The sequence below is a fragment of the Micromonospora eburnea genome (assembly GCF_900090225.1).
Taxonomy (GTDB): domain Bacteria; phylum Actinomycetota; class Actinomycetes; order Mycobacteriales; family Micromonosporaceae; genus Micromonospora; species Micromonospora eburnea.
The window spans coordinates 3,798,553-3,823,139 of the sequence record NZ_FMHY01000002.1 but is presented as its reverse complement, the minus strand read 5'-3'; the positions used below and the strand labels follow the sequence as shown (position 1 = coordinate 3,823,139).

20 protein-coding genes, 1 pseudogene and 1 riboswitch are annotated in these 24,587 nt (G+C 71.4%); of the genes and pseudogenes, 6 read left to right on the top strand and 15 right to left on the bottom strand.

From position 1 onward, the window contains the following. Nucleotides 1-122 precede the first annotated feature (122 nt). Together GA0070604_RS17320 and GA0070604_RS33945 are read right to left on the bottom strand one after the other, a co-directional pair. Nucleotides 123-3,281 carry a HEAT repeat domain-containing protein gene (locus GA0070604_RS17320; protein WP_141721315.1) on the bottom strand — a complete coding sequence of 1,053 codons (3,159 nt, stop codon included), beginning with the start codon at nucleotides 3,279-3,281 and terminating at the stop codon, nucleotides 123-125. An 812-nt stretch (nucleotides 3,282-4,093) separates the two neighbouring features. Further along, nucleotides 4,094-4,333: pseudogene (locus tag GA0070604_RS33945) on the bottom strand (DUF4062 domain-containing protein); the annotation flags it as partial. 292 nt (nucleotides 4,334-4,625) lie between these two features. Between GA0070604_RS33945 and GA0070604_RS17310 the strand changes: the two are divergent. Then, a complete protein-coding gene (locus tag GA0070604_RS17310; protein ID WP_091118963.1) occupies nucleotides 4,626-5,579 on the top strand; it encodes an SCO2521 family protein in 954 nt (317 codons plus the stop codon). Between the two features lie 6 nt (nucleotides 5,580-5,585). On the opposite strand, the gene GA0070604_RS17305 is transcribed toward GA0070604_RS17310, so the two are convergent. The 5 genes from GA0070604_RS17305 to GA0070604_RS17285 form a co-directional block, all read right to left on the bottom strand. Beyond that, on the bottom strand, nucleotides 5,586-6,569 hold the full coding sequence (locus GA0070604_RS17305; RefSeq protein WP_279615690.1) for an SCO2522 family protein: 984 nt from the start codon (nucleotides 6,567-6,569) through the stop codon (nucleotides 5,586-5,588). Further along, the gene (locus GA0070604_RS17300) at nucleotides 6,554-7,237 is read right to left on the bottom strand and encodes an SCO2523 family variant P-loop protein (RefSeq protein WP_341845345.1); all 684 of its coding nucleotides are present in this window, start codon (nucleotides 7,235-7,237) and stop codon (nucleotides 6,554-6,556) included. Before GA0070604_RS17300 ends, GA0070604_RS17305 begins: the two co-directional genes overlap by 16 nt. A 245-nt stretch (nucleotides 7,238-7,482) precedes the next feature. Beyond that, nucleotides 7,483-9,333, bottom strand: a complete 1,851-nt coding sequence (locus GA0070604_RS17295) for an SCO2524 family protein (RefSeq protein ID WP_091118954.1) — start codon at nucleotides 9,331-9,333, stop codon at nucleotides 7,483-7,485. A gap of 190 nt (nucleotides 9,334-9,523) precedes the next feature. Next, the gene (locus GA0070604_RS17290; RefSeq protein WP_091127207.1) at nucleotides 9,524-10,318 is read right to left on the bottom strand and encodes an SCO2525 family SAM-dependent methyltransferase; all 795 of its coding nucleotides are present in this window, start codon (nucleotides 10,316-10,318) and stop codon (nucleotides 9,524-9,526) included. 558 nt (nucleotides 10,319-10,876) lie between these two features. Next, on the bottom strand, nucleotides 10,877-12,124 hold the full coding sequence (locus tag GA0070604_RS17285) for a sugar efflux transporter (RefSeq protein WP_244161957.1): 1,248 nt from the start codon (nucleotides 12,122-12,124) through the stop codon (nucleotides 10,877-10,879). Nucleotides 12,125-12,192: 68 nt separating this feature from the next. Here GA0070604_RS17285 and GA0070604_RS33940 point away from each other — a divergent pair, with 68 nt between their 5' ends. Beyond that, the gene (locus tag GA0070604_RS33940) at nucleotides 12,193-12,318 is read left to right on the top strand and encodes a hypothetical protein (RefSeq protein WP_279615689.1); all 126 of its coding nucleotides are present in this window, start codon (nucleotides 12,193-12,195) and stop codon (nucleotides 12,316-12,318) included. After that, nucleotides 12,312-12,536 carry a helix-turn-helix transcriptional regulator gene (locus GA0070604_RS17280; RefSeq protein WP_244161956.1) on the top strand — a complete coding sequence of 75 codons (225 nt, stop codon included), beginning with the start codon at nucleotides 12,312-12,314 and terminating at the stop codon, nucleotides 12,534-12,536. Before GA0070604_RS33940 ends, GA0070604_RS17280 begins: the two co-directional genes overlap by 7 nt. Before the next feature lie 133 nt (nucleotides 12,537-12,669). Here the strand turns inward: GA0070604_RS17280 and prfH are convergent, their stop codons facing one another. The 6 genes from prfH to GA0070604_RS17245 all read right to left on the bottom strand — a co-directional run bounded on the left by prfH (nucleotide 12,670) and on the right by GA0070604_RS17245 (nucleotide 17,811). Further along, nucleotides 12,670-13,305 (bottom strand): peptide chain release factor H, encoded by a 636-nt coding sequence (gene prfH / locus GA0070604_RS17270; RefSeq protein WP_091118945.1) that lies wholly within the window; start codon nucleotides 13,303-13,305, stop codon nucleotides 12,670-12,672. Then, nucleotides 13,302-14,474: an RNA ligase RtcB family protein gene (locus tag GA0070604_RS17265; protein ID WP_091118941.1), complete on the bottom strand. Its 1,173-nt coding sequence runs from the start codon at nucleotides 14,472-14,474 to the stop codon at nucleotides 13,302-13,304. Before GA0070604_RS17265 ends, prfH begins: the two co-directional genes overlap by 4 nt. Before the next feature lie 192 nt (nucleotides 14,475-14,666). After that, nucleotides 14,667-15,317 carry a lysoplasmalogenase family protein gene (locus GA0070604_RS17260; RefSeq protein WP_091118937.1) on the bottom strand — a complete coding sequence of 217 codons (651 nt, stop codon included), beginning with the start codon at nucleotides 15,315-15,317 and terminating at the stop codon, nucleotides 14,667-14,669. Next, on the bottom strand, nucleotides 15,314-16,141 hold the full coding sequence (locus tag GA0070604_RS17255; RefSeq protein ID WP_091118932.1) for a sterol desaturase family protein: 828 nt from the start codon (nucleotides 16,139-16,141) through the stop codon (nucleotides 15,314-15,316). Before GA0070604_RS17255 ends, GA0070604_RS17260 begins: the two co-directional genes overlap by 4 nt. Before the next feature lie 2 nt (nucleotides 16,142-16,143). After that, a complete protein-coding gene (locus GA0070604_RS17250; protein ID WP_091118928.1) occupies nucleotides 16,144-16,866 on the bottom strand; it encodes a FadR/GntR family transcriptional regulator in 723 nt (240 codons plus the stop codon). Nucleotides 16,867-16,935: 69 nt separating this feature from the next. Next, entirely contained in the window at nucleotides 16,936-17,811 is an 876-nt protein-coding gene (locus GA0070604_RS17245; RefSeq protein WP_091118925.1) for an alpha/beta fold hydrolase, read from the bottom strand. 236 nt (nucleotides 17,812-18,047) lie between these two features. On the opposite strand from GA0070604_RS17245, the gene htpG reads away from it, so the two are divergent. After that, the gene (gene htpG, locus GA0070604_RS17240; RefSeq protein ID WP_091118922.1) at nucleotides 18,048-19,940 is read left to right on the top strand and encodes a molecular chaperone HtpG; all 1,893 of its coding nucleotides are present in this window, start codon (nucleotides 18,048-18,050) and stop codon (nucleotides 19,938-19,940) included. Nucleotides 19,941-20,013: 73 nt separating this feature from the next. On the opposite strand, the gene GA0070604_RS17235 is transcribed toward htpG, so the two are convergent. Together GA0070604_RS17235 and GA0070604_RS17230 are read right to left on the bottom strand one after the other, a co-directional pair. Then, nucleotides 20,014-21,021 (bottom strand): glycoside hydrolase family 25 domain-containing protein, encoded by a 1,008-nt coding sequence (locus GA0070604_RS17235; RefSeq protein WP_091118919.1) that lies wholly within the window; start codon nucleotides 21,019-21,021, stop codon nucleotides 20,014-20,016. A gap of 122 nt (nucleotides 21,022-21,143) precedes the next feature. Beyond that, complete coding sequence (locus GA0070604_RS17230) at nucleotides 21,144-22,712, bottom strand: LLM class flavin-dependent oxidoreductase (RefSeq protein ID WP_091118916.1); 1,569 nt, start codon at nucleotides 22,710-22,712, stop codon at nucleotides 21,144-21,146. Between the two features lie 344 nt (nucleotides 22,713-23,056). Continuing rightward, nucleotides 23,057-23,230, top strand: a riboswitch (cyclic di-AMP (ydaO/yuaA leader). Between GA0070604_RS17230 and GA0070604_RS17225 the strand changes: the two genes are divergently transcribed. Together GA0070604_RS17225 and GA0070604_RS17220 are read left to right on the top strand one after the other, a co-directional pair. Continuing rightward, complete coding sequence (locus GA0070604_RS17225; protein ID WP_091118914.1) at nucleotides 23,229-23,876, top strand: transglycosylase family protein; 648 nt, start codon at nucleotides 23,229-23,231, stop codon at nucleotides 23,874-23,876. (Overlaps the previous riboswitch by 2 nt.) A gap of 172 nt (nucleotides 23,877-24,048) precedes the next feature. After that, a complete protein-coding gene (locus GA0070604_RS17220) occupies nucleotides 24,049-24,504 on the top strand; it encodes a YbaB/EbfC family nucleoid-associated protein (protein ID WP_091118912.1) in 456 nt (151 codons plus the stop codon). Nucleotides 24,505-24,587: the final 83 nt, after the last annotated feature.

Genomic DNA, 24,587 nt, shown 5'->3' with positions numbered 1-24,587 from the left:
CCCAGCCCTGAGAGTCGTAACGGAACGGGTCGCGCCGCCCGACGAGTGCGGAGCCCCACGCCCTTCTTTCTGTGGTGCCAGCGTATGGCCGCTGTCGGTGCCGGCCGACGTGCGGGGGCCGGTCACGGGAAGTCGTCAGGGCTGGTGAAAGGCAACGTGGCCAGCAGTTGCCCGGCCAGTCGGCGTACCGTGCCGTCGTCCTCCTGGTGGGCGAGCCGGACGAGCGCGCCCCGGGTCCGGCTGTCCTCGCCGTAGTGGCGCGCCAACGCCAGCAGCGCGGTCCGGCGGATCTCCCAGTCGTCGTCGTCCACCAGCCGCATCAGCAGCTCCCGCACCTCCACGCGGTCGGCCAGCGTGGCCGCCAACTGCTCCACCGCCCGGCGTCGGACCTCCAGGTCCGGATCGTCGTGGACCAGCCCCACCAGCAGCACCCGAACGGCCGGATCGGCCCCGAAGTACTCGCCGAGCGCCGCGGCGACGCGGGCACGGATCGCCGGGTCCTGGTCGGCCAGCCGGCGCATCAGCCGATGCGTGACGGCCATCGACGCCGAGCCCCGCTCGGTCAGGCAGTGCACCGCCGCGTCGAAGACTGCCGGGTCGGTGTCGTACTCGACGCACTCCAGCAGCCCGTCGGTCACCACGTCAGGGCTCCCGTACGCGGCGAGGGTCTGCACGGCGGCCAGCCGGATGCCGGGGTAGCTGTCCCGCCGGGCCCGCCGGGACAGCGTCTCCACCAGACCGCCGGCCTCGCCGGCGCGGGCCAGGGCCTGCGCGGCCGCGCGCAGCACGTTGGGATCGGGGTCCCGGCGGACCTGCTCGGTCAGGCACTCACGCACCCGGGCGTCCAGCGGGCCGCCACCGCGGGTCAGGCTGCGGGTGACCTGCAACCGGACGATCGGGTCCCGCTCCTGGGAGGCGCGGCTGACGAGCAGGTCACGCGTGGCGTGTTCGAGTATCGGCCGGCCGGTGAGCAGTTCCACCGCGGCGAGGCGGAGGCTCGCGGTGGGGTCGTGGCGGGCCCGCTCCAGCAGCAGCTCCCCGGTGCGGTGGTCCGGCGGGTACACCTCGGCCAGCGCGCGCACCGCGGCGAGGCGCACCGTCGCGTCCTCGTCGGCCCGTGCCGTGTGCGCCGCCACCGTCCATCCGGTGTCGCCCGGGCGGTACCGGTCGACCAGTGCGGTCACCGCCGCGGCCCGTACGGCCGCGTCCTCGTCCTGCTCGATCCGGTCCACCAGCCGCTCCCGGCAGCGCTCCTCCGGGTCGGGCGTCAGCGCCAGCCGTTGTACGGCGACCGCGCGGACCCGTGCGGCCGAGTCCGAGCCGGCCAGCTTCAACAGCAGCTCGATGCCCTCGGGGCCGGGCCCGGGCAGCAGCTCGGTCACCAGGCAGCGGCGTACCTCGTCCGGGGCGTCGCCGGCCACCCGCTCCAGCGCCCGGGTACGGGCCTCCTCGGCGTATCCGGGCAGCGTCACCAGGCAGTGCAGCGCGCACTGCACCACCCCGGGGTCGGTGTCGGTGGCCAGCAGCCGGTGCAGTGTCTCGGGCGCGCCCGGCAGGTCGGCGCAGCGCGCGGCGAGCACTCCCGCCGCGGCCCTGCGTACCGTGGTGTCCCGGTCCTCGGTGGCGCGCGCCAGCAGCCGCCGGACGTCCTCGGACAGGTCGGGCCGGCCGCTGAGGGACTGCACGGTGAGCGCACGCACCGCGGGGTCGGGCGAACCGGCGAGGTCGCCCAGCACGTCGACGAGGTCGGGATCGGCGCCGAAGTGGGCGACCAGAGCGCGCACCGCGGCCTGCCGTACCGCTGTCGAGCCCTCCGCCCGCGCCTGGGCGAGGAGTTGGTCCCGGCAGTATCGGCGGCTGTGGCCGGTGTCCTGCCGGCCGGCCGCCTCGGCCAGCCCGGCGACCAGGGTGATCCGGGCCTGCCGTTCGCGGCGCTGTCCGAGTTCCCGGTCCAGCAGCTCCTCCAGCTGCTCCTGCGGGGCGGACAGCGCCGCGGCGACCCGGGTGGCGAACGTGGAGCCGGAGCGCCAACTGGTGCGCACCCCCCGCCGGCGGTACCAGTGCAGGAAGGTGGCGCGGCCGGGCCACTGCGGCCCGAGCGCCCGGATCGAGGAGAGCAGCTCCTGTTCGGTGAGCTCCACCAGGTTCGGGTCGTCGGCGGAGATGCCGTGCTCGACCAGCAGCACGACCTGACGCAGCACCGCGTCGCCGGCGTCGGCCAACTCGGCCGGCTGCGGAGCCTCGGCCACGCACTGCGCGGCCAGCACCAGGTTCCACGGCGGGCTGGTCAGGTTCAGCGGTGGCCAGGGCCGGTTGACCTCGGTCGCGAGCAGGGTGATCAGGTTGTTGGCGGTGCGAGCGGGTAGCGCGCTCGCGACCAGCCGGAGCACTTCCCGCCAGGACGGGTCGGACCAGTGCTCGCGGAACAGCGCGCGCATCTGGTCGAGGGACCAGGCGGCCGGGTCGTGCTCGAACCTGTCCACGATCTCCTCGGCGCAGAAGTACTCCAGGAACGTGCGGTGCACGAACCCGAACAGCCGCAGCCCGTACCGTTCCAGGATGAAGCTTCGCTGGCGCAATTTGTCGATCATCGAGTAGGCCATGGCGTGCGCCCGCTCGTTCTCGAAGCCGTAGAACTCCACCAGATGGTCCCGGAAGATCCGGGCTAATTCGTCGGATTCAATATAGTTCCCGGCCGGGCCCGACTCCCGGCATTGCATCCGGTACGCCAGGTGGCGCAGCAGTCGCAGCTTCGCCGGCGGGTCCAGCGGCGGCACGTCGCCGTGGCTCTCCCGCAGTTGCTTGGTCACGTCCCATTCGGAGATCAACACGTCCGTGACGTGCGCGTAGAGCCGGCGCCGGTTGCGCGGCAACGGGTGGTCGCGGCCGACGATCGCCATGAGCGTCAGCAGCAGCGGGTTGCCGGCGATCTCGTGCATCGCCTGGGAGCCGCGTACCACGTCGAGGATCTGTCGCCGTTGCCGGTCGGCCTCGGCGGCCGGGGTGGGCATGACGTAGCGGTACCAGCTGCCCAGGAACCGGGTGATCCGCTCGTCGTCGAGGTCCTCCAGCGTGAAGTGGTCGAAGCCGGCGTTGGCGAAGGTGTGCCGCAGGTACCCGGCGGCCCGCGAGGTGACCAGCGTGCGTACCCCCGGGTATTCGTTGGCGAAGGTGGCGATCTGGGCCGCCACCTCCTCCCGGTGCGCCGGGTCGAACACCTCGTCGAGCCCGTCGAACAGGAACAGCGCCTGGCCGCCCTGCCGCAGATACGCCTCCAGCACGTCCCGGTCGATCCCGGCGAGCCCCTGCTGGCGGCGGTGGCCGACGTAGTCCAGCAGGCCGTCGCACCGCCCGTCCCCCGATGGGCGGAGTACGAGCGCAGCTCGATCAGCACGGGCAGGTGCCGGTCCAGCGCCGCCAGCCGGGGCTCGGCGCGCACCCCGGCCAGCACCAGGGCCAGGTACCGTGCGGCCGCCGACTTGCCGGAGCCGGGGTCGCCGAGCAGTACGATCGCTCGCCGGCTCGGATCGGACACCACGTCGAACAGGGCCAGCGCGTCCTTGGCCGCGTACTCCTCCCAGAGCCGCTCCACCTCCTCCGGGTTCACCACCCCGGGCAGGCCGCCGGCGTCACCGTCGGCGGTGGAGCCGGCCCAGCGCCACCAGGCCAGTGGCATCTCCGGCCGGGCCTCCTCGTGCACCCGTGGTTCCACGAACACGTTCGACAGGCCCACCGTGAGATAGCCGATGGTGGGTCGCGGCGAGACCGCGTCCAGCGGCACCGCCTGGTACATCTGCCCCAGGAGCTTCTGGTATTGGTTGCGGGTGGCTTCCGGCAGGTGGATGTCGGGGTCACCGGGCTCGCGCGCCGGGGACCGGCCACTGCGTACGTCGGCCAGTGCCACGGTCACCTTTGCCGACAGGTCGTCCACGCTGGTGAAGAAGGCGCACAGATGGCGTTCCTTGAGCTCCCGGCGCAGCGCGACGATCTGCTGCCAGTCGGCGTCCCGATCGACCATGTCCACCGGCCACAGGGTGTCCTCGGCGAGCAGGAAGATGAGGCAGGGTTTCCCGGCCGCGAGCGCCTCGCGGTATTCCAGTTCGGTGATGGAGGACCGCTGGCCGGGCGGCCGGTATCCGTACCGCCAGGCGAACAGCCCCACATAGAGGTCGCACCGGCGTACGTCGGCCAGGCAGCGCTCCAGGGGCGGCCGGACGTCGGCGCCGTACGCCTCCATCGCCACGTCTTCGATCTCGAGGCGACGAGCTGCCGCGTGCACGGCGGCTCGATATTCCAGCAAGTCCTTTTGGGTGGCCGAAATGTAAACCTTCATGGACGGCAAACTCCAGGGGTGGCCGGCGACCGCACCATTCAAAATATCAGCCTCCCTCACATCCATCGGGCCCGCGACCGTCCGGCGGCCGGTCGGATATGTGCACCCCGCACCGGTGGCCCTATGATGGCGGCACGATCGGATTCGGATCCGGGTGCGGACCGAGCCCATGCCTCACCGGTGATTCGCACGCGGACCCGTGTCGCTGCGGGTCACGGCGGCGTACGTCGATCACCATGGGACCGCATTCCGCGGGCGACCGCGGACCGGTGGTGGCGATGCGGAGGAAGCCATGCTCACCGTGGGTGAGGTGCACACCAGCCTGTTGCAGCACAGCACGGCCCTGACGCAGGAGCAGAGCTCCGAGGTGCTCAGCCTGGTGGAGGGCGAGGCTGTGCTGACCTCCCGGCGCCCGTCGCTGTACGCGGTGTCGCCCGACGTCCGCACCGGGGTGGACTGTTGGCTGCCCAGCGCCAGGAAACGCCAGCTGCGCGGGGTGGGCGCGGTGGTCACCCGGGCGGTCATCACCGGCGGCCGGATCGCGCAGGCCTCCTCGATCATCCAGGTCGTCGGCGGGGAACGCCGCCGGCCGTGGTCGCACTACCTGGCCAATCCGGGGGTGCTGGAGACGGTCGGCAAGCTGGACGTCGAGGACCTCGCCGCGGGCTTCCGGCTCGGCAACGCCGCCGACGTGCTGAACCTGGAGGCGATCACCGGCCGGGTGCTCGACGGCGTGCAGATGTCCGAGCTGCTGGATCGGCGACCGCCGCTGCGCGCGCCGCGTACCCGGATGCGCTGGACCGCCATGGTCCACCAGCGGCCGGACGCGGCCAGCGCCGTGGTCAGGGTGGACACCCCGACGCTGCGTACGGTCGAACTGGTGGTCGGCACGCAGGACGTGCCGGCCGCGGTGGCCGGACTCTGCGAGGATCTCGCCCTGCACGACTGGCTGCTCACCACGCTGTCCGCTCTGATGGAACTCGCGGTGACCCGAGCGGCCTCGACGCAGGAGCACATCGAGCGGCTGCGACCGGTGCTGGAGCACCTGCGGCACCTGTGGCTGCCCGGCGCGCGGGTGGACCCGCGACTGCGGCCGGTCTGGGATCGGCTGGAGCAGGTGCCCGGATTCAGCCGGCAGTGGAACTCGCTGGTCAACTGGATCCGGGACCAGATCACCGTGGGAAACATGGCCCTGCTGCGCGACCTGGCCGACCGGGTGGCGGTCGGCCAGCCAGGCCCGCGCTGACCACGCTCACTCCCCGATGAACACGTAGCTCAACCGGTCGACCAGTTCGCTGGGCAGCTCCAGCCCCTCGGCGCTGGCCCGCTTCGCCACCTGCCCGGCGACCGCCGGTGGCACCGCCACCTGACCGAGGATGGTCCGCACGGCCAGTTCCACCGGCAGGTACCGGGTGTCCATCAGGGTCACCGTGCGGTACGCGCAGAACGGTGTGGCGAGCGGGTTCAACTGGACGATCGCCGGCAGCTCGTCCCATTCGGCGGGCAGCGGCTCGCCGGGCGGCAGCCGGTACGGCTGGGCCACCGTCTCGCCCCGATGCCGCAGTACGCCCAGCCGGGTCATCTGCCACACCGAGGCCAGCAGCGCGCAGGCCCACACCCGGCCGTTGGGCTCGTCGGACCACAGCTCGACATCGACGAAGATGGAGTGCCGGGGGTCGCCGGACTGCACCGGTGCGGACCACGGCAGCGGCATGGTCATCGCGGGCGCGTCCACGTGCCCCGGCGTACGCTTGCCGTTGGACAGCCAACCCGACTCGTTGAGCGGTGGGCGGCTCCCGTTGGTGTGCCGGGGCGGCTCCACCACCAGCGTGTCGACGACCAGCTGGGCCAGCTCGACGTCGTCGTGTCGGGCGAAGGTGGACTCCCGGGCCACGTAGTCCAGCACCAGCCCGTGCTCCGCCGCGGCCTCCTGCACCTGCGGGATGACCTCGCGTGGGCTTCCGAACCGGTGGAAGTAGTCGTCCACCAGGAAGCAGGTGCTCACCCGGGGCTGCCGCTGCGGCCGCAGCCCCCGGCGGGCCAGCGCCGGAATCGCCTGGGCCCAGTCCGCGATCCGCTCGAACTTGCGCCGCAGCTCCCGGCCCCCGTCACCGAAGTCTTCCGCGTAGACGTGCCCCAACTCCACCGACAGGTGTGAGTACGGCACGCTCTCCGTGCGACGCACTGCGGCTGCCTCCTGGAACCTGACATCCACGGTTATCACACGGTCTCCCATGCGGTGTCGTCGAAGAGCTTCTCGGTCAGCTCCACGATGGCGTCCACGGTCCTGGCGTTGGCAATCTTGGACTGCACATCGTGGTCCGAGATGAGCTGCTCGCGCCACTGCAACAACGGGTCCAGCGGCACCGTGCCGAGCAGCGTGGTGCGCCCGGTGCCCCGCCGTCGGGCCAGCTCCGACAGCTCGGAGTCGCACTTCTGCAGGAAGGCCTGCTGGGCGAGGTCGAGGTGGCTGACCTCGGCGCCGCGCGGATTGATAACCGCGGTGCGGATGAACCGCAGCGACTCCCGCAGCCGGTCCGGCTCGTGGCCGTACTCCTTGCCCATGGCCACGATCCCGCCGGCCTCGAAGGCCAGATCCGCGGCCGCGGTGACGTGCTGAGGGGTCCACCGGTGGAAGACCAGCCAGCGTGCGGCCACCTTGCGCATGGTCGGGGTGGCGGTGGCGGCCAGGGCGATCTGGCTGGCGTAGGACCGACCGGCGCTGAGATCCACCAGGGTCAGGTCGAACTCCTCCTCCAGCCGCAGGAAGAGCTCGGCGCAGCGCTTGGCGATGTCGTTGGTGAACCCGAACTCGCTGCCGTTGCGCTGCCCGGGCAGCAGCACCAGCGAGCCGGACCCGGGGGGCCGCTGGCGCAGGCTGGGCCGCTCCGAGGTGCCCCACACGTCCAGCTGCTCGGGGACGGGATCTCCCCGCGCAGGTATCGGTGCAGGCCGCCGCCGTTCGGCCCGGCCCCCTCGACCCCGTTGGTCGCCTGCGGGATCTGGAACGTGATGCCGGCCGTCGGGGAGCCGAAGTCGTAGTCCAGGTAGCAGGTGGGGCGGCCGGAGAGCGCGCTGCGGTAGGCGATGTTCGCCGCGGTCACCGAACGCCCGGTGCCGCCCTTGTGGGAGGTGACGAAGACCAGCATTCAGATCCCCTCGCTGGCCTTCTGCTGCCCGGTGGTGACGTCGTTGAGCTGCAGGAGCAGAGAGTTCGCCAGGGCGGCCGCCGTGCCGGGCCGCTCGTCCACCAGCAACTGCGCCTGGAGCAGGCTGGACCGGATGCTGCGCATGCTGCGCTGCATCGCCGTGCCGGCGAACGTGCCGCGCATCAGCTCCCGGTCGAACAGGTACTCGGCCTCGTCGATGAGGTCCTGCGCGTACGCGGCGAGCCGGCCGGCCCGCGGGAACGGTCGCTCCCAGAGCACCTGGCCGGCGCTGACCAGTGCCTGCACCACCCGCTCGGTCAGGTACCAGGAGGGCGCATCCGGCAGCGGCGCCAGGTCGGGGAAGGCGCCGCCGGCGTGGTCCCACAACCCCCCGTGCTGGCCGTCCGGAATGCGCCGCAGCAGCAGGTGGTCCCACACCTCGTCGGCGAGTTCGAGCAGCTCGCTGCGCTGCCTGGCGTTGCTCAGCAGACCGGCGACGGTGGCGGCACGCTGGAGCAGCACCGTGGAGAACTCGTTGACGTTCCACGTCATGATCGGCTTTGACGTGTCGTCGTTCAGCGTCACCCGCTTGCCCGGGGCGTGCAGCAGCAGCGCCGGCTCGTCGCGCGCGGCGCGGCGGGTGATCCGCGCCCGCTGGGCCAGCTCGACCAGCACGGCGGCGATTCGCCCGAGTTCCTCGTCGGCGCCGCGTCCGCCGGCGAGCAGACCCTTCACCGCGAGCGAGGTGGCCTGGAGCGTGTAGTAGTCGGTCCGGTCGCCGTCGGTGGTCCGCCAGGGGACGTCCTCGATGGGCCACCGCCGGCGGTTGTCGAAGGTCGCCACCGTCGCCCAGTAGGTGCGGGTGAGCTCCCAGCGCAGTTGCAGTGCCCGGGACAGCCGCTGCTGCTCCTCGTTGAGCAGCCCGAGCAGCCGGGTGCGTTCGGAGTTCAGGTCCTCGATGGCGTCCATCGCGATGACCGTGAAGTAGAGGTAGGGAGCGTTCTCGGCCGAACCCTCACGCTGCCGGCCGATCGACTCGGTGGTCGGGACCTCCTCGGCCCCGGCGATGATCCCCCAGGACCAGCCGCACTCGAACAGCATGTCGCTGTTGTACTCCAGGTCCTCGGTCACCCGGCCGGACCCGATCACCACGCTGCGCAGGCTGGCCATGGTGTCCCGCAACTGCTCGCGCAGCGCCGCCACGAGTTGGCGGCGCGGCGTCTCGTCCTGGTTGACCATGTCGCAGAGCCGGACGCCGTACTCGTCGTTGGAGGTGAAGACGAACGTGCTGAAGCTGCGCAGCAGGCCCACCATCGCCGCGGTGAGCCGCGCGCTGGCCATCGCATCCAGCCGGTCCAACTGGTCGAGCAGGTGGCGTCGTTGGGCGGAGCGGGAGCGACGGTAGACCTTGACGAAACCAATGGTCGCCAGGGTGAGCGTGACGGAAACCGCGAACGAGTCGACAATGTCCAGGGAGCGTCGCTCCTCGTCGAGGTCCGGGCTGCCGTCCGGCGCGGTGAGATAGCTACCGCCGCTGAAGACCGGGGTGCCGGCGTCGTCGGTGTACCGGGTGAAGTAGTCGATCAGCACGTCGACCAGCCGGCGGGGGATCTCGATGGCGCCGCCGAGCGTGCCGAGCGCGTCGAGGATCTCGTCGTCGGTGCGGTCCGGGTCGTCCAGCGACAGCACCGGAACCTTGGTCGCCGGCAGCAGCAGGGTCAGCAACTGCTCCGCGTCGCTGATGGAGTTGCTCCCGCTCCGGCCACCCCAGTGCCATTCACCGTTCCGCCAGCAACTGCGCACCGTGGCCCGCCAGATGTCGAGGATCGCCTGGCGCGGCTGTATCCGCATGATTCACCGCCGTCTGTTGTAGTCGTCGACTCGGAACTGGTGTTGCTGTGCGCACGATGATCCACGGTGAGGTGCGTCCTTCATCGTATCCATCGAATCCGCGCCCGGCGTGAACGGATTCGGCACCCGTGTGTCGGCCGCTCGTCCGATTCGCGCCGCCGACGCCTCGTCCGTCCGGGCGGCATCGGCGTCAGCCTCGGGTGCGGCCGGTGGCCAGCAGCATGCTCAGGTATCCGTCGCGCAGCGGTGGCTTCGGCCGTACCTCGTGGAAGCCCAGGTCGTACGCGCCGGCGGCGATGCTCGCCTCCACCTCGGCGCGTTGCAGCTTCACCGCCGGGAACCAGCGTTGGCCGACGCTGTAGCCGCGGGAGCCGAGCATGAACGCCGCGGCGAAGGGCGAGCCGGGCCGTAGCGCCCCGAGGAACCGGGCGACCGCGTGCTCGGATTCCGCCCGGTCGGCCGAGATCGAGCAGGCGACGAAGAACATGGTGCCGGCGTCCCAGGCGTGCCTGGGCAGGTCGAAGACGCTGGCTCTCCGCACCCGGCCCACCCGCGCCAGGCGGGCCCGCGGATCGGTCAGCGCCGAATACGCCGGGTGCTCCGCGCACACCTGCCAGTACGGGTCCCAGAGCTCGTCGTAGCGGTCGACCTGGGTGCGCAACCAGCTCACGTTGGCGGCAGACCACTCGCACAGGTCGACGGTCCGGGCGAACGGCAGGAGGGGCAGCACCGGATAGAGATTTGCTCCCGACCCCACGTCGACGCAGCGTGCGTCCGTCAGTTTCGCCTCGGCGAAGAAATCTCTGACGCGGCAGAGGATTTCACGATCGTCGGCACGCAGTGCCGAGTAGTTGTGGCGGACGTAGGCATGGGGGTCGAACCTGTCCCACTCGACCTCGGAATTGACCGGCCTCGGGGATTGAGTTGGTGGCGGCGGGGTGGATGAGGCGTTGCAACCAGAGCCAGCCGCCGGCGTCAATGCCATGGACATGCCTCCATGAGGTAGGCGGACCACTCTGGCCGTTGTTCCGACGCGCTGAGCACGCTGTCCAATTTGTATCGGACGGGTAGCGGGCCCGCAAGTGGCACCTCGTCAAACGGCTGCCGGTGGGCCGGTCGCGGGCCGTTGTCGAGCGGGTCGCCCGGTGAGATGTTCGCCGGGCGGGCCGTCCGGCCCGTATCCTCGTGGCGACTGTCTCGGGTACGTCGCCAGCACGGTTGAGAATTGCGGGTCTCCAACCTGGCGCAAATCGCGGCGCTGGCATCCGGCCCGATCCCCGGTCGACCGCCCCGGCACCCTTCCGCCGCCATGCCCGCGCCTATGTCCCCAGCAGATCAGAACCGACAGAAGGACCGGGAAAACAAGCGGCAACATTGACAGCGACCACTTGGTGGGCCTGGGGTCGAGCGACGCGGGGCCGGCCTGGTCGGCGTCGCGCTCCACACCGACCCCGGTTCGCCGACGAGCGGGCCGTCCCCCGGCCTCGCTGCGCGCGTGCCGGTGAGATCGCGGCGCTGATCGACCAGGACCCCGCTCGGGCGGTCAACCCGTTCGGGCAGGCGGGCGGGCCGTCCCGCCGGCGTACGCCGGGGCGACCCGTCCGGTGGCCGGCGGCCGTACGACGAGCAGGAGCAGCAGCCCGGCAGCGCACAGTACGGCCGACACGCCGTACGCGAGGCGGAAGCCGTAGTGCTGGGCCAGGCCCAACAGCGGACCGGCCAGCATCGCGCCGATCGGGTGGCAGTTGGTGAACAGGGTCGTGGCCTGCCCGGGGCGCTGCGGCAGCAGGTCCTGCAGGTACGAGATGCCGATGCCGGACACCGCCGCGATGAAGGCGGCGTTGGCGAGCTGCCCGACGGCCAGCATCGCCAGGGACGAGGCGACGCTGGCCAACGCGTAGTACGTGACACCGCAGGCGGCCCCGGCGAGCAGCAGTACGCGTACGCGGATCCGGGTGCCCAGGGCGCCCAGGGCCAGCATCAGGGGGATCTCCAGGGCGGCGCAGAGACCGAGGACGGGGCCGGCCTGGGCCGCGTCGCCGCCGAGGTCGGTGCTGATGAACAACGGGAGGGCCTGCACGGCCAGGGTCAGCGGGCAGCTCAGCATGACGAACGCCACCAAGGTCAGCAGCAGCGTCGACCGCGACGTGGTGGGGACGTCGTTCGCCGGCCCGCCGGTGGCGACTGTCGGGGTGGCGACCTGCTTCAGGCCGACGATCGACGCGAGCCCGGCGAGCCCGAACATGGCCGCCGCGCTCACGTAGAGGAACCGGAAACCTCCGCCGCTCAGCAGGAGCGCCGCCAGGGGTGGGCCAACCACCCACGAGAGCGAGAAGACCGTCCGCAGGGTGCTGATGCCCATCGCGGCGCGACCGGGGTCCGCGCCGGACAGGACCTGACGGGCGTAGGCGAAGGCCTGCGGAAACAGCGCCGCGGAGAGTGGCGCCAAGGTCACCGCCAGCGCCACCAGGACCCGGTAGTCACGGATGTACGCGGTCAGCGCGGCGTTGATCAGCCCGGCCAGCGAGGCCCCGACGAGCAGCGCCCGGCGGATCGCCCAGCGGTCCGACAGCCATCCGATCAGCGTGGCCCCGACCACGCCCGACAGCGGTGCGACCAGGAGAAATATCGTGATCTGGACCGGGTCGGCATGCACCGCCGTGCTCAGGAAGAGCGACAGGAAGGGCATGACCACGGCGTTCGCGATGCCCACGGCGAAACACACGACGCCCAGGAAGAACAGGGTGCGGACAACGCTCGGCCGTCCGGACCGCGCGCCATCCACCACCACGGGTTGCCACTCTAGGGCCTCCGGGCCGGCCGCTCTGACGCTGGAGGTTGCCCTGCGTAGGTCTGGCCATGGCCCTGGCCGACCGGGACCAGTTCTGGATCGCCAACGTCATCTACCTGGGCTTCGTGCTCTCCGCGGTGGTCGGCTCGGCCGCGAAGATCGTCGCCTACCGGCGGGGGTTCCAGTCGTGGTGAAGCCGACCCGGATCACCAATTCCATCCGGGCGCTGCGGTTCGCCAACGACGAGATGACCCAGGCCGAGTTGGCCCGCCGGGTCGGGGTCACCCGGCAGACCGTCATCGCCATCGAGCAGGGCCGCTACTCGCCCTCGCTGGAGATGGCCTTCCAGATCGCCGAAGTGTTCGGAGTGCCCCTCACCGACGTGTTCGAGTACCCGCAGGAGGAATCGTGAGAGGCGATCGTGCAGGACCGGTACGGCTCGGCTGACGTGCTCCGCCTCGCCGACATCGTCGTACCGCCGCCCGGCGACGGCCAGGTGCTGGTCCAGGTCCGCGCGGCTGGCGTCGACCCCGGCGTCTGGCACCTCATGACCGGCCTGCCTGTTCCGACGGGCCGGGACGTTCGACGCGGGTGGGGTCGCCGCGTACCAGCTCGTCGTGGACGCGCCAGCGGCCGGCGGTGACGGCCCGCCGTGCCGCCTCATCCCCGCGCTCGATGCGCTCACGTAGCAACCGCAGGGCGATCCGGCGGTTGAGACTGAGCTGCCGTTCGGTGTCGACCACGACGACGAGGCCCGAGGGCCGGTGGGTGGCGCGCACCGCCGTGCTCGCCTTGTTCCGGTGCTGACCCCCGGGGCCGCCGGTCCGGCAGGCGACGACCTCGACGTCGGCCTCGGAGAACGCCGTGGCCGGGGTGTCGACCTGGCACGGCTGGGCGATGACGTACCAGTTCTTCCGGCCGGCGCTCGCCCGGTAGGGGCTGGGGGCCTGCCAGCAGAGTGTCCCGGACCAGGCGGCGGCGAAGGCCTCCGCGGCGGCGCCGGAGATCCGCACCAGGACCGACCGGTAGGTGTCGGGCCGGTCGCCCGGCACGATCTGGACCCGTTCGGTCGTCAGGCCGTGCCGGGTGGCGTCGAGCTCCAGCCGGCACACCAGCCGGGCCAGCGCCCAGGCGCACTCCTGCGGGCCACGCCCGGCCGACATGAGCAGGTGTACGCTCACGGCCGGCCTCGCCGGCGGCGGCTGTCCCGGCGGTCGGGCCGGGGCCCGGACCCGATGTCGGGCGTCTTGTAGGTGACCAGGGGCACCGTCGTGGCCACGGGGGTGGCCAGGTCGTGTTCGACGAGGTCACTGATCACCTGCTCGATGCGCTTGTAGGCGGTCGGTGCCTCCTCGAAGAGCAGTTGGCGGTCGCCGCACACCACCAGTGACCCCACCGGGGTACGGCGCAGTTCCTCGACGGTGTGCTTGGCCCGGCCGCGGCGCAGCGCGTCGGCGCGGGACATCTTGCGGCCCGCGCCGTGCGCCACCGAGTGGTTGGCGTCCGGGCCGGCATGGGCGGCCACGAGGTAGGAACGGGTGCCTCGCGTGCCGGCGATCAGCACGTCACGGCCGTCACCCGGCGCCGCGCCCTTGCGGTGCAGGTAGCTCCCGTCGCGGAACTCGACCAGGTTGTGGCACTGGTCGACGATTGGCGCGGTGGGCTCGGCCCCCAGTGCGTGGGCGACCCGGGCGGCCAGCAGCCGGCGGTTGAGCGAGCCCCAGCGGACGGCGTCGTCATGCATCGCCAGGTAGGCGGCGGCATCGGGGGCGGGGCCCGCGCCGTGGACCTCGGTGTGCGCCCGCAGGATCCGCTCGCCGAGCCCACGGGAACCACTGTGGACGACGAGCACGAGGTCGCCCGGGTCGAGCCCGAGACGGTTCGCGTGCTCCGGCTCGAAGACGGTCTCGATCCGGGCCAGCTCGACGAAGTGGTTGCCCCGCCCGACCGTTCCCAGCCCCTCGACGTGACCGGCGGGAACGTCTCCGTCCGCGACGGCCCAGGCCGGGTCGTCGGGGTCCCGCTCCGGGTCCAGCGGGCGGTCGAGGTCGGGAAACCGGGCGGCGAGCCTTTCCGGTACGGCACGCTTGAGCCTGATGGGGAACACGGCGATCCCACATCCGATGTCGGAGCCCACCAGGAACGGGTACAACACGGTCGAGGTCATGGCCGCCCCGATGGGCGCGCCCTTGCCGGGGTGCAGGTCCGGCATGGCGGCGACGTGGATCATGCCGTCGAGGGCGGCCACCTGGTGGCACTGCGCGATGGCGTCGGACTCGATCCAACTGGTGGGTGACGCGAACACGGTGAGGGTGGCCGGGGCGGACCCCGGCAGGTGCTGCTGAGACAAAGACGCTCGCTTCTGGCAGAAGGGTGTGGGCAGACGGCAGCACGGCACCGATCGGTGCCGTGGGGCATCAGAGTGCTGGAGGGTGCTGCCGTCAGAACGTCATGGCACCACCCTCGCGGAGCCCACCGAGCGCCGCAAGCGACTTTCGACCGGGCGGACGGAGCGTTCGCGTGGGTCATCTTCTTGCGTCAGTCAGGCGATCTGGAGTGGATCACGCCGGACCGGCGACGGGCGGTCGGCGGCGTTCGTCGCGGTGACCCAGCCGGTGGTGATCAGCAGCAGGGCCGCCGCGTACGTCGACATCACCAGCAGGCCCTGGCCGGGCAGGTGGATGCCCGCGGCACCGAGCCCGATCAGCAGGTCCGACCCGAGGAAGAGCGCCCCGCCGATCGCCACCCGCCGGGACACCCCGGTCGCGGCGGCGGCCATCAGGGACAGCGCCAGGCTGTAGCCGAGCACCGGCAGCCAGAGTGCCCCCAGTGTGCCCTGGAGCAGGGCGTTCGCCCCCGCCCAGACCACCAGGTACGCCAGCGCCGCCACGACCGGCGGCCGGCGGTGCCGGAGGAACGCGGTGAGTAGGGCGAGCTGGGTGACCAGGAAACAGCCCATGCCGGCCAGGAACGCGGTCTGACCCGGCACCAGCAGGGCCACGTCCCCGGCGGTGGCGAACACCAGGCCGACCGCGACGCCGTCGACCCGCCGCCGTGCCGACCAGAGGTACGCCAGCAGCAGCGGCGCCAGCAGCGGTTTGGCCAGCCACTCCGTGGCGGTCGAGTCCAGCGCGACGCCGACCAGTTCGACCACCGTGGCGAGCCCGAACAGGGGCAGCCAGGGACGCCTCATCGGGCCGGCTGCCAACCGGGACGGCCGAAGACGTAGCCGAGGCGGTGCCGCCAGGTACGGGCGGCACGGGCGTCGGCCCAGATCGCGGCGAACTCGTGCGTGGCCACCCGCAGTGGGTTGTACGTGTTGATGTTCTTGGTCAGCCCGTACCGGACGGCGGCCCGTTCCGGCTCGAAGGTGCCGAAGAGCCGGTCCCAGACGATGAGGATGCCACCGTAGTTGAGGTCCAGGTACTCGGCGTTGGAGCCGTGGTGGACCCGGTGGTGCGACGGCGTGTTGAACAGCAGCTCGATCGGTCGGGGCAGCACGTTGATCCGCTCGGTGTGCAGGAAGAACTGGTACAGCAGGCTGATCGACTGCTGTAGGAAGATCATCCATGGCGGGATGCCGAGCAGCGCCAGGGGCAGCCAGAACGGCAGCGAGGTCATCGGGGTCCAGCTCTGCCGCAGCGCCGTGGAGAGGTTGTAGTAGACGCTGGAGTGGTGCACCACGTGGCTGGCCCAGAGCACGCGTACCTCGTGGTGCAGCCGGTGGAACCAGTAGTAGGCGATGTCGTCGGCGAAGAAGACGATCACCCAGGTCCACCAGTCGCCGGGGGAGAGGTGGATCGGCGCCACCAGCCACAGCGCCGCGTAGAGGCCGGCGGTCAGCAGTTTCCACGGCACGCCGATGAGCTGGCTGCCCAGGCCCATCGACAGGCTGGTGGTGGTGTCGCGCAGTTCGTAGCCGCGTTCGTCGTCGTCGGGGAGGAACCGGTAGGAGACCGCCTCGATGATGACGAGCAACAGGAACGCCGGGACGGCGTAGAGCACGGCGGGGATCATGCTCAGGCTTCCCTTCGGGGGACGGGGGTGGTGGGGGTGGTGACCGGGGCGGTCAACAGGGCCTGGGCGTGCCGAGCGGCTTCCGCGCCCTGGCCGGCCGCGATGGCGGCGGCGAGCCGGCGATGCCCGGCGACGTCGAGCAGTTCGGCGGCGCGCGCGTCGGGCGGGACCTCGCCGAGGGCGAAGGCGCCGGCCACCAGGCTGTTGAAGGCCAGTAGGTAGGCGGTGTTACCGCTGCCTCGCACGATCAGCCGCCAGACCGCGATGTTGGCCTCGTCCATCCGGGGCAGGTCGGGCGTGAGCAAGGCGTACTCCTCGGCGGCCTGGACCAGGGCGGCGGTGACCGCCGGGTCGCCGCGTTCGGCGCAGAGCCGGGCGGCGTCGATGCCGACGCAGGCCCGCATCTCCAGCATGTCGCGGACCAGCGTCTCGACCGGGAGTACGTCTGCGGACCGGGCCAGCGAGAGCGCCAGGTCCAGCCCGGCGTGCACCCGCCAGTCCAGCACCCGGGTCGCGTCGCCCTGGCTGACCCGGACCAGGCCGAGCTGTTGGAGCCGGCGCAGCGCCTCCCGGACGGCGTGCCGGTTGACCGCGAACGCGGCAGCCAGCTCGCGTTCGCCGGGCAGCGTCTCCTCGGGCCGGTAGCGGCCGCTGAGGATGGCGTCGCGGAGCTGGCCGAAGACGTGGTCGGAGACCGAGGCGCGGGGAACGGGGGCGAACGTCACGTCGGCAGTGTGGCCTCCGACACATCAACCCGTCAACTGGTTGGACCAGGTGGGTTCGGCTCTTGGCGGCTAACCGAGGAAGTCCAGGAGCTGCCGGGCGGTCTGTTCGGGGGCTTCCTCCGGGATGAAGTGCCCGACGGGAACGGGCTCGCCACGAACGTCGTCGGCCCACTCTCGCCAGATGGCCAGCGGATCGTCGTACAACGCGGCGACCAGTCCCTGCCGGCCCCAGAGACAGAGCACCGGGCAGGTGATCTTCCGGTTGCCCCGGTCGGCCTCGTCGTGCTGGTAGTCCAGGGTCGTCGACGCCCGGTACTCCTCACAGATGGCGTGCACGGTCGCGGGATCGGTGAACTTCCGTACGTACTCCGCCCGTATCTCGGCCGGGAACACGTCTTTCACCTCCGGCCAACTGTCGAGCATGTAGTTGACCAGGACGTCGGGCGCCGCGCCGATGAGCTGCTCGGGCACCGGCTCCGGTGCCGCCAGGAAGGACCACACCCAGTACCCGAGGCTGAACCGCATGTCCGCCCGGCGATAGGCGTCGCCGGTGGGCACGACATCCAGGACGGCCAGCCGGGTGACCGCGTCCGGAGCGTCCAACGCGAGCCGGTACGCGCACCGCGCGCCGCGATCATGGCCGACAAGTCGGAACTGGTGATAGCCGAGCCCCCGCATGACTTCGAGCTGGTCGCGAGCGATCGCGCGCATGCTGTAGGGCTCGTGGTCCGCGGTGCTCGGCGGTTTGCCGCTGTCGCCGTAGCCCCGTAGGTCGGTGGCGACGACGGTGTGGTGCTCGGCGAGCCGGGGCGCCACCCGGTGCCACATGAGGTGCGTCTCGGGAATGCCGTGCAGCAGGAGGACGGGAGGCCCGCTACCGCCGCGGCGGCCGTGAATCGTCGTACCCGACGTCGTCAGGTCGAACTCCTCGAACCCGTCGAACACCGCAAGTCACCTCTGTCCGTGCTCAGGGAGCCCGTGCGTGCCCTCGAAGCTAACGGACGAAGACGGGATACTCCGGCGAAAGGAGTATTCACCGCAAACGCGGATGTCGTTCGTAAGTGTCGCGCTGGGTGAGGGCATCGTCGGCTCGGTGCCCACCCGTACGACCCGGCTGTGCCACCGCCGTCACGCCTCGTATCCTTTCCGGCGGAATCCTCGCCAGGTGGAAAGGAGTCGGTGTGAGCGACCGGGTCGAGACGTTGGAGTTCCAGGCCGAGGCTCGTCAGCTGCTTCTGCTGATGGTCCACTCAATCTACTCGAACAAGGACGTCTTCCTGCGCGAACTCATCTCGAACGCGTCCGACGCGCTGGACAAGGTGCGGCTGGAGTCGCTGGTCGACAAGGACCTCACGGTCGACACGGAAGACCTGCACATCGAGATCGAGGTCGACAAGGAGGCCCGCACGCTGACCGTGCGGGACAACGGTATCGGCATGTCCCGCGACGAGGTGGTCGGGCTGATCGGCACGATCGCCAAGTCCGGCACCGCCGAGCTGCTGCGCAAGCTGCGCGAGTCGAAGGACGCCGCCGCCAATCAGGAGCTGATCGGCCAGTTCGGTGTTGGCTTCTACGCCACGTTCATGGTGGCCGACAAGGTCACCCTGCTGACCCGCCGCGCCGGGCAGAGCGGCGGCACCCGCTGGGAGTCCACCGGCGAGGGGACCTACTCCGTGGAGGCGGTCGACGAGGCCCCGCAGGGCACCTCGGTCACCCTGCACCTCAAGCCCGCCGACGACGAGGACAACCTGCACGACTACACCGCCGAGTGGACGATCCGGGAGATCGTCAAGCGCTACTCCAACTTCATCGCCTGGCCGATCCGGATGACCGTGGAACGGTCGGGCGAGGACGGCGCCACCACCCGCGAGGAGCAGACGCTCAACTCGATGAAGGCGCTCTGGGCCCGCTCGCGCGACGAGGTCGACGAGGCCGAGTACAAGGAGTTCTACCGGCACGTCGCGCACGACTGGGCCGACCCCCTGGAGACCATCCACATGCGGGGCGAGGGCACCTTCGAGTACGAGGCCCTGCTCTTCCTGCCGTCGCACGCCCCGCTCGATCTCTTCTCCCCACAGGGCCGGCGCGGCGTGCAGCTCTATGTCAAGCGCGTGTTCATCATGGACGACTGCGACGCGCTGATGCCCAACTACCTGCGCTTCGTCAAGGGTGTGGTGGACGCGCACGACCTGTCGCTGAACATTTCCCGGGAGATCCTCCAGCAGGACCGGCAGATCCGCGCCGTCCGCCGCCGGCTGGTCAAGAAGGTCCTCGCCACCCTCAAGGAGATGTCGGCCGAGTCCTACCGCACCTTCTGGGCCGAGTTCGGCGCGGCGGTCAAGGAGGGGCTGCTCGAAGACCCGGACAACACCGAAGCCCTGCTCGACCTGGTCCGGGCCGCCTCCACCCACGATCCGGCCGAGCTGACCACGCTGCGCGACTACGTCGAGCGGATGAAGGACGGCCAGACCGAGATCTACTACGCCACCGGCGAGAACCGGGCCACCATCGAGAACTCGCCGCACCTGGAGGCGTTCCGGGCCAAGGGCTACGAGGTGCTGATCCTGACCGACCCGGTCGACGAGGTCTGGGTCGAGCGGGTCGGCCAGTACGACGGGAAGACGCTGCGCTCGGTGGCCAAGGGCCAGGTCGACCTGGAGACCGACGAGGAGAAGGAGAAGGCCGAGACCGAGCGCAAGGAGTACGCCGATCTGCTCACCTGGATGAGCGGCGCGCTCGCGGACAGCGTCAAGGAGGTCCGGCTCTCCTCGCGGCTGACCACCTCGCCCGCCTGCGTCGTCGGCGACGCGCACGACATGACGCCGACGCTGGAGAAGATGTACCGGGCGATGGGGCAGGAGGTGCCGCAGGTCAAGCGGATCCTCGAACTCAACCCGACCCACCCGCTGGTCACCGGGCTGCGTAAGGCGCACGAGCAGGGCGGCGACCAGAGCGCCCTCGGCGAGACCGCCGAGCTGCTCTACGGCATGGCCCTGCTCGCCGAGGGCGGGGAACTGGCCGACCCGTCCCGGTTCACCCGGATCCTCGCCGACCGGCTCGCCCGGGCGCTGTAGTCGTCGCCTCCGCCGGCCGCGGCAGCCACGCCGCGGCCGGGCGGGGTCACCTCCCGGCGACGACCCCCACCATTCACTGGCTGGCCGTGGCGAGGGCCGCGGCGAGGGCCGCGGCCTTTTCCTTGCCGATCGCGGCGACGATCGCGGTGGCGGCGTCGGCCGGGGACTGCCCGCCGAGCGCCTGTACGGTCGCCGCGGCGATCGCGGCGGCGGTCGGTGCGGCATGGGTGGTCTGGTAGAGGTCGTTGAGCACGCTCAGCGCCGACATGCCGGCGGGGAGGCCGCCACCGGTGTACTGCCAGGGCAGCCTGCGCATCTGCGCGGCGACGGTCGGGTCGGACAGGATCGCGGAGAACTCGGCGGGGGTCATGGTGTCGTCCTTCGTCAACAGGGCTCGCAGTTGGGCGAGCGTGCCGCGGTATGCGTTGCAGTCGGTCTGGCCGGACGCGCCGGGGCAGGTCACGTTCGACCCGTACTGCCAGATCGACGGGGTCACCCCGCCGTACGCGGCCCAGCCCCGGCCGCCGTCCCCACCGCCCCGCGCGTAGACGGCGGCGGGTGTGCCGGTGGGGTTGCTGCCGTAGTCGCTGGCGACCAGGGGTGCGTTGAGCGGCCGGAGATCGGGCCGGCCGAGGTTTCCGTCCCAGTTCCACTTCGGTAGGTAGATCGCCAGCACCCGCTGGTCGACGGCGTGCCAGCGGTTCACGAACCGGCGTACGTCGTCGAAGCGCGGCCACAGTCCGTTGGCGACCAGCTCCGGGTAACGCTCGACGTCGAGCATCGCCCACACCGCGCCGATCCCGTCGAGGGTGCGACGCAGGTAGTCGACCTGCCGGTTGGTGCTGGCCTGGTCGCCTCTGATCAGGTTGTGGTAGCCGCCGATCACGTCGAAGCCCGCGCGGTTCGCACCCTGTGCCATCTCGCTGACATGTGGGCTGGGCGGGTTGAATCCCTGCGGGTCGCCGTAGGTTGCCCGCAGGCACAGGACGGGGGAGGTGGCCCGGAGAACCGCGGTCCAGTTGAACTCGCCCTTGACGCGGTTCCAGTCGTGGTACGACAGGTCGGCATAGATCACAGCCATTGCCATCACCTCTGCGGCCAACCGTAGCTCGACCTATCTGACCTGCGCTAATGTGAGGATCGGTCGGTGTGATGGGGCGGTCTGCGACTGCCGGACGCCGGGGTCGCGCGGCCTTCGAGGCGTCAGACCTGGCCGGCGTAGAAGCCGTGGCGGGCCAGCGGCTCCACGATCTCGCGCTCCTCGTAGGACAGGTGCGACAGCAGGGTGTCGGTGAGGACATCCACCGCCTGTTGAAGCCGGGTGAAGTCCCCCGGGTTGCGGATCAGGTCGACCAGGGCGCGGTCCACTCCCTCCACCACGTCGTGGATCACCACGTGCTCCGCCTCCAGGCGGTCGAGCACCGGGCCCAGCCCGGGCTCCGCGCGTCGCAGATGCGGGAAGATCGAGTTGTCCTCCAGCCCGTGGTGCTGGGTGACCACCGTGCAGTACGCGGCGCAGTACGCCCCCAGCGTCCAGTTGTTCTGCCGCATGGTCATCTGGTTGAGCACGGCCCGGGCCGCGCCGGCGGAGACGACTCCGCGCTTGACCTGTTCGAGCAGGTCGCGCACCTGCGACAGCTCCTGCCGCAGGTGGTCGTGCACGTCCACCAGGTGCGCCCCGACGGCCTGGGCGTGCGGGGTGTAGACGTGGCCGGCCGGAGCGGGCGGGGCGGCCGGGCGGGTCGACTCGTCCCAGAGCTGATGGTCGGTCAGTCGTACCCCGGGGTCGGGGGTGGGGGCGACGGCGAGCGCGGCGGCGCCGCCGGCCTCGACCGCCTCGCGTTGTTCCTCGGTGGCCGCGGCGCGGGTGCCGGGTTCGGTGCGTTCGGCGGCGACCAGTTCGCGGACCGCGGGCGCCACCTCCTGCGCGAAGAGTTGGATCGTGGTGGGGTCGTCGGCGCCGAGGATGAACGTGGAGATGCCGAGGTCCAGGGTGAGCCCGGCCAGTTCCTCCACCCACTGCGCGGGAGGCCCGGCCAGGAAACCGGTGGAGGACCGGGCGAACCGGCCGGAGACGTTGAGCAGCCGCCGCACCGCGCGAGGGTCGCGGCCGGCCGCCTCGGCGCCCTCGTCGATCAGCGTGTTCAGCTCCGGCAACTCCGCCGGCCCGTTCGGCAGGTACGACAGCGACGGCAGCCAGCCGTCCGCCGCGCGGCCGACCAGCCGCAACATCCGCGGCTTGTACGCGCCCACCCAGATCCCCACCGGGTGGGCCGGTGACGGCCCCCGCTTCGCCCCGACCACCCGGTAGTGCTCGCCCTCGACCCGGACCATGCCGCGCCGATCGGCGTCCCAGACCTCGCGGATCACCCGGATCGCCTCGTCGAGGGCGTCCACCGCCTGCCCGGGGCTCAGCCGTCGCCCGCCGACCGCCTCGATCGCCTCCCAGAACGCGCCGGCCCCGAGCCCCAGCTCGACCCGGCCGCCGGTGAGCAGGTCCAGACTGGCCACGCTGCGCGCCAGCACCACCGGCTGGCGCAGGGGCAGGTTGAGCACGTTGCCGGCCAGCCGGACCCGACTGGTCGCCGCGGCCACGAACGACATCAGCGTCCAGGTGTCCAGGAAACCCGGCTGGTACGGATGGTCCTGGAAGGTGACCAGGTCGAGGCCGGCCTGCTCGCAGAGCTTGGCCAGCGCCACCACCTGCTCCGGTCGGGCCGCGGTGGGGGTGAGGAAGCCCCCGAAAACCAGTTCGTGTCCGTAGTCGGTCATCATTCTCCGCCTGCTCAGCCGGCCCGGCGATCGCGCCGGACCCCGCCACGGTAGTCGGCGCCGCCGGCGTCGCGTCCGCCGCTCCCGGAACCGACAGGTCGTTCACAATCGGCCGTTGCGATGGGGCTGGTAAATGCCTGGTGGGCCGACCGCCACCGTCCTGAAGGGAGAGGGTGGTTTTTCGGCTTTGCCGTCTCCGGCTGAGGCGGCTTGTAAGGCACCTTCGGACGGTGCGCAACTCGTCCGCGACGCCTTCGCCCGGCCGGGTGAAGAACTTCACAAGAAGTGGGCGATCATCCGAAATCGTCCCTAACGTCGTTTGTGTTCGCGATCGCGGACACCCCGGGCCGGTAACGCCTAATCCCGCCACCGGCCTGTGGTACCTGGACCTCAGGCGGGAGCGGGGGACCCACATGTTCCTCGGTGCTCGACACCTCGGGGTGAAGCCGCCGATCCGGCGGCCGGGCTCCTCGGCCCGAACCCGACAGCTCACCTCGTCGGCGTGGAGGAACCCACATGGCAACTGAACACGTCGCACGTCGCCGACGCGTCACCGGGCGTCGGGTCGCCATCGGAGCGCTCGTCGCCGGCGCCGCCGCCATCCTCGCGCCGGCCGCACCGGCGAGCGCGTCCAGCGTGAACTGGGACGCCATCGCGCAGTGCGAGTCCGGCGGCAACTGGCACATCAACACCGGCAACGGCTACTACGGCGGACTCCAGTTCTCGAAGAGCACCTGGAACGGCTACGGCGGCCAGCGGTACGCCAGCCGCGCCGACCTGGCCAGCCGCGGTGAGCAGATCGCCATCGCCGAGAAGGTCCTGGACGGGCAGGGCATCGGTGCCTGGCCGGTCTGCGGCCGCAAGGGCGGCTCGACGAAGCACCACTCGTCCACGTCGGAGTCCGCCGGCCGCAGATCGCCGAAGAAGGCGACCAGCGAGCGGGCGTCGCGGGACGGCCAGCCGGCGACCCGCGGCCACCGGCGTACCCCGTCGAGCTCGGGCGGCACCGACAGCTACCTGGTCAAGCGCGGTGACACCCTGTCCGAGATCGCCGACGCGCGCGACCTCGCCGGCGGCTGGCAGGCGCTGTACGAGCGCAACCGGCGGGTGGTCGGTGACGACCCGGACCGGATCTTCCCGGGCCAGCGACTGCGTCTGCCCTGACCCGTCGTGGGGCGGCAGCCTGTCGCCCACGTGGAGTGGCCACCCCCACCCGGGGTGGCCACTCTTCGGGTGACGGCGGCCCGGGCACGCCGTCGTGCCCGGCCGGGTCGGCGGCGGCGGGCGTGGTTGCTAAGGTCACGGTGCTCCGGAAAGACGTGAAGAAAGCGCGGCTATGACCAACGACCCGTTCTCCGCGGCCGCGAGCCTCGACGAACTGCTCACCCAGACGCAGCAGGCGCTGTCCTCGATGCGGTCCCGGGCGGCCGAGCAACCCGACGGCGACCCGGGGCGGTTGCTCCGCGCCGAGGGCTCCGCAGCCGCCGGCCAGGTCCGCGCCGTGGTCGTCCAGGGTGGCCGGCTCGAGTCCGTCACCGTCGACCCGCAGTTGGCCGAGGCGGGCATGGAGGTGGTCTGCGGGCACGTCGTGGTGGCCGTCAACGCGGCCCTCGCCGACCTCGACGCCCAGGTCAGCGCCTCGGCGCGGGCCGACGTCGACGCCCTCGCCGCGCGGCTCGGCGGGCTCCAGGAGCAGTCGGTACGGCAGATGGAGCTGTTCAGCCGGGCGATGGAGGACGTTGTGGCCCGGCTCAACCGCGGCGGTGACGTGGGCGCCCGGGCGGACCGCTGAGGCGAGCGGCGCCCCCGGTCCGGGGCGGTTACCGGCTGCTCCCGGCGGCCCTGGGACGGACGAGGCGCGGGCTGACGCGACGA

What these genes read in the sequence shown, in the direction of transcription:
- GA0070604_RS17310 (WP_091118963.1), top strand. Translation starts at nt 4,626, where the DNA reads ATGCTCACCGTGGGTGAGGTGCACACCAGCCTGTTGCAGCACAGCACG.
- GA0070604_RS17305 (WP_279615690.1), bottom strand. Translation starts at nt 6,569, where the DNA reads ATGGGAGACCGTGTGATAACCGTGGATGTCAGGTTCCAGGAGGCAGCC.
- GA0070604_RS17295 (WP_091118954.1), bottom strand. Translation starts at nt 9,333, where the DNA reads ATGCGGATACAGCCGCGCCAGGCGATCCTCGACATCTGGCGGGCCACG.
- GA0070604_RS17290 (WP_091127207.1), bottom strand. Translation starts at nt 10,318, where the DNA reads ATGGCATTGACGCCGGCGGCTGGCTCTGGTTGCAACGCCTCATCCACC.
- GA0070604_RS33940 (WP_279615689.1), top strand. Translation starts at nt 12,193, where the DNA reads ATGGCCCTGGCCGACCGGGACCAGTTCTGGATCGCCAACGTCATCTAC.
- GA0070604_RS17260 (WP_091118937.1), bottom strand. Translation starts at nt 15,317, where the DNA reads ATGAGGCGTCCCTGGCTGCCCCTGTTCGGGCTCGCCACGGTGGTCGAA.
- GA0070604_RS17255 (WP_091118932.1), bottom strand. Translation starts at nt 16,141, where the DNA reads ATGATCCCCGCCGTGCTCTACGCCGTCCCGGCGTTCCTGTTGCTCGTC.
- GA0070604_RS17235 (WP_091118919.1), bottom strand. Translation starts at nt 21,021, where the DNA reads ATGGCTGTGATCTATGCCGACCTGTCGTACCACGACTGGAACCGCGTC.
- GA0070604_RS17230 (WP_091118916.1), bottom strand. Translation starts at nt 22,712, where the DNA reads ATGACCGACTACGGACACGAACTGGTTTTCGGGGGCTTCCTCACCCCC.
- GA0070604_RS17225 (WP_091118914.1), top strand. Translation starts at nt 23,229, where the DNA reads ATGGCAACTGAACACGTCGCACGTCGCCGACGCGTCACCGGGCGTCGG.
- GA0070604_RS17220 (WP_091118912.1), top strand. Translation starts at nt 24,049, where the DNA reads ATGACCAACGACCCGTTCTCCGCGGCCGCGAGCCTCGACGAACTGCTC.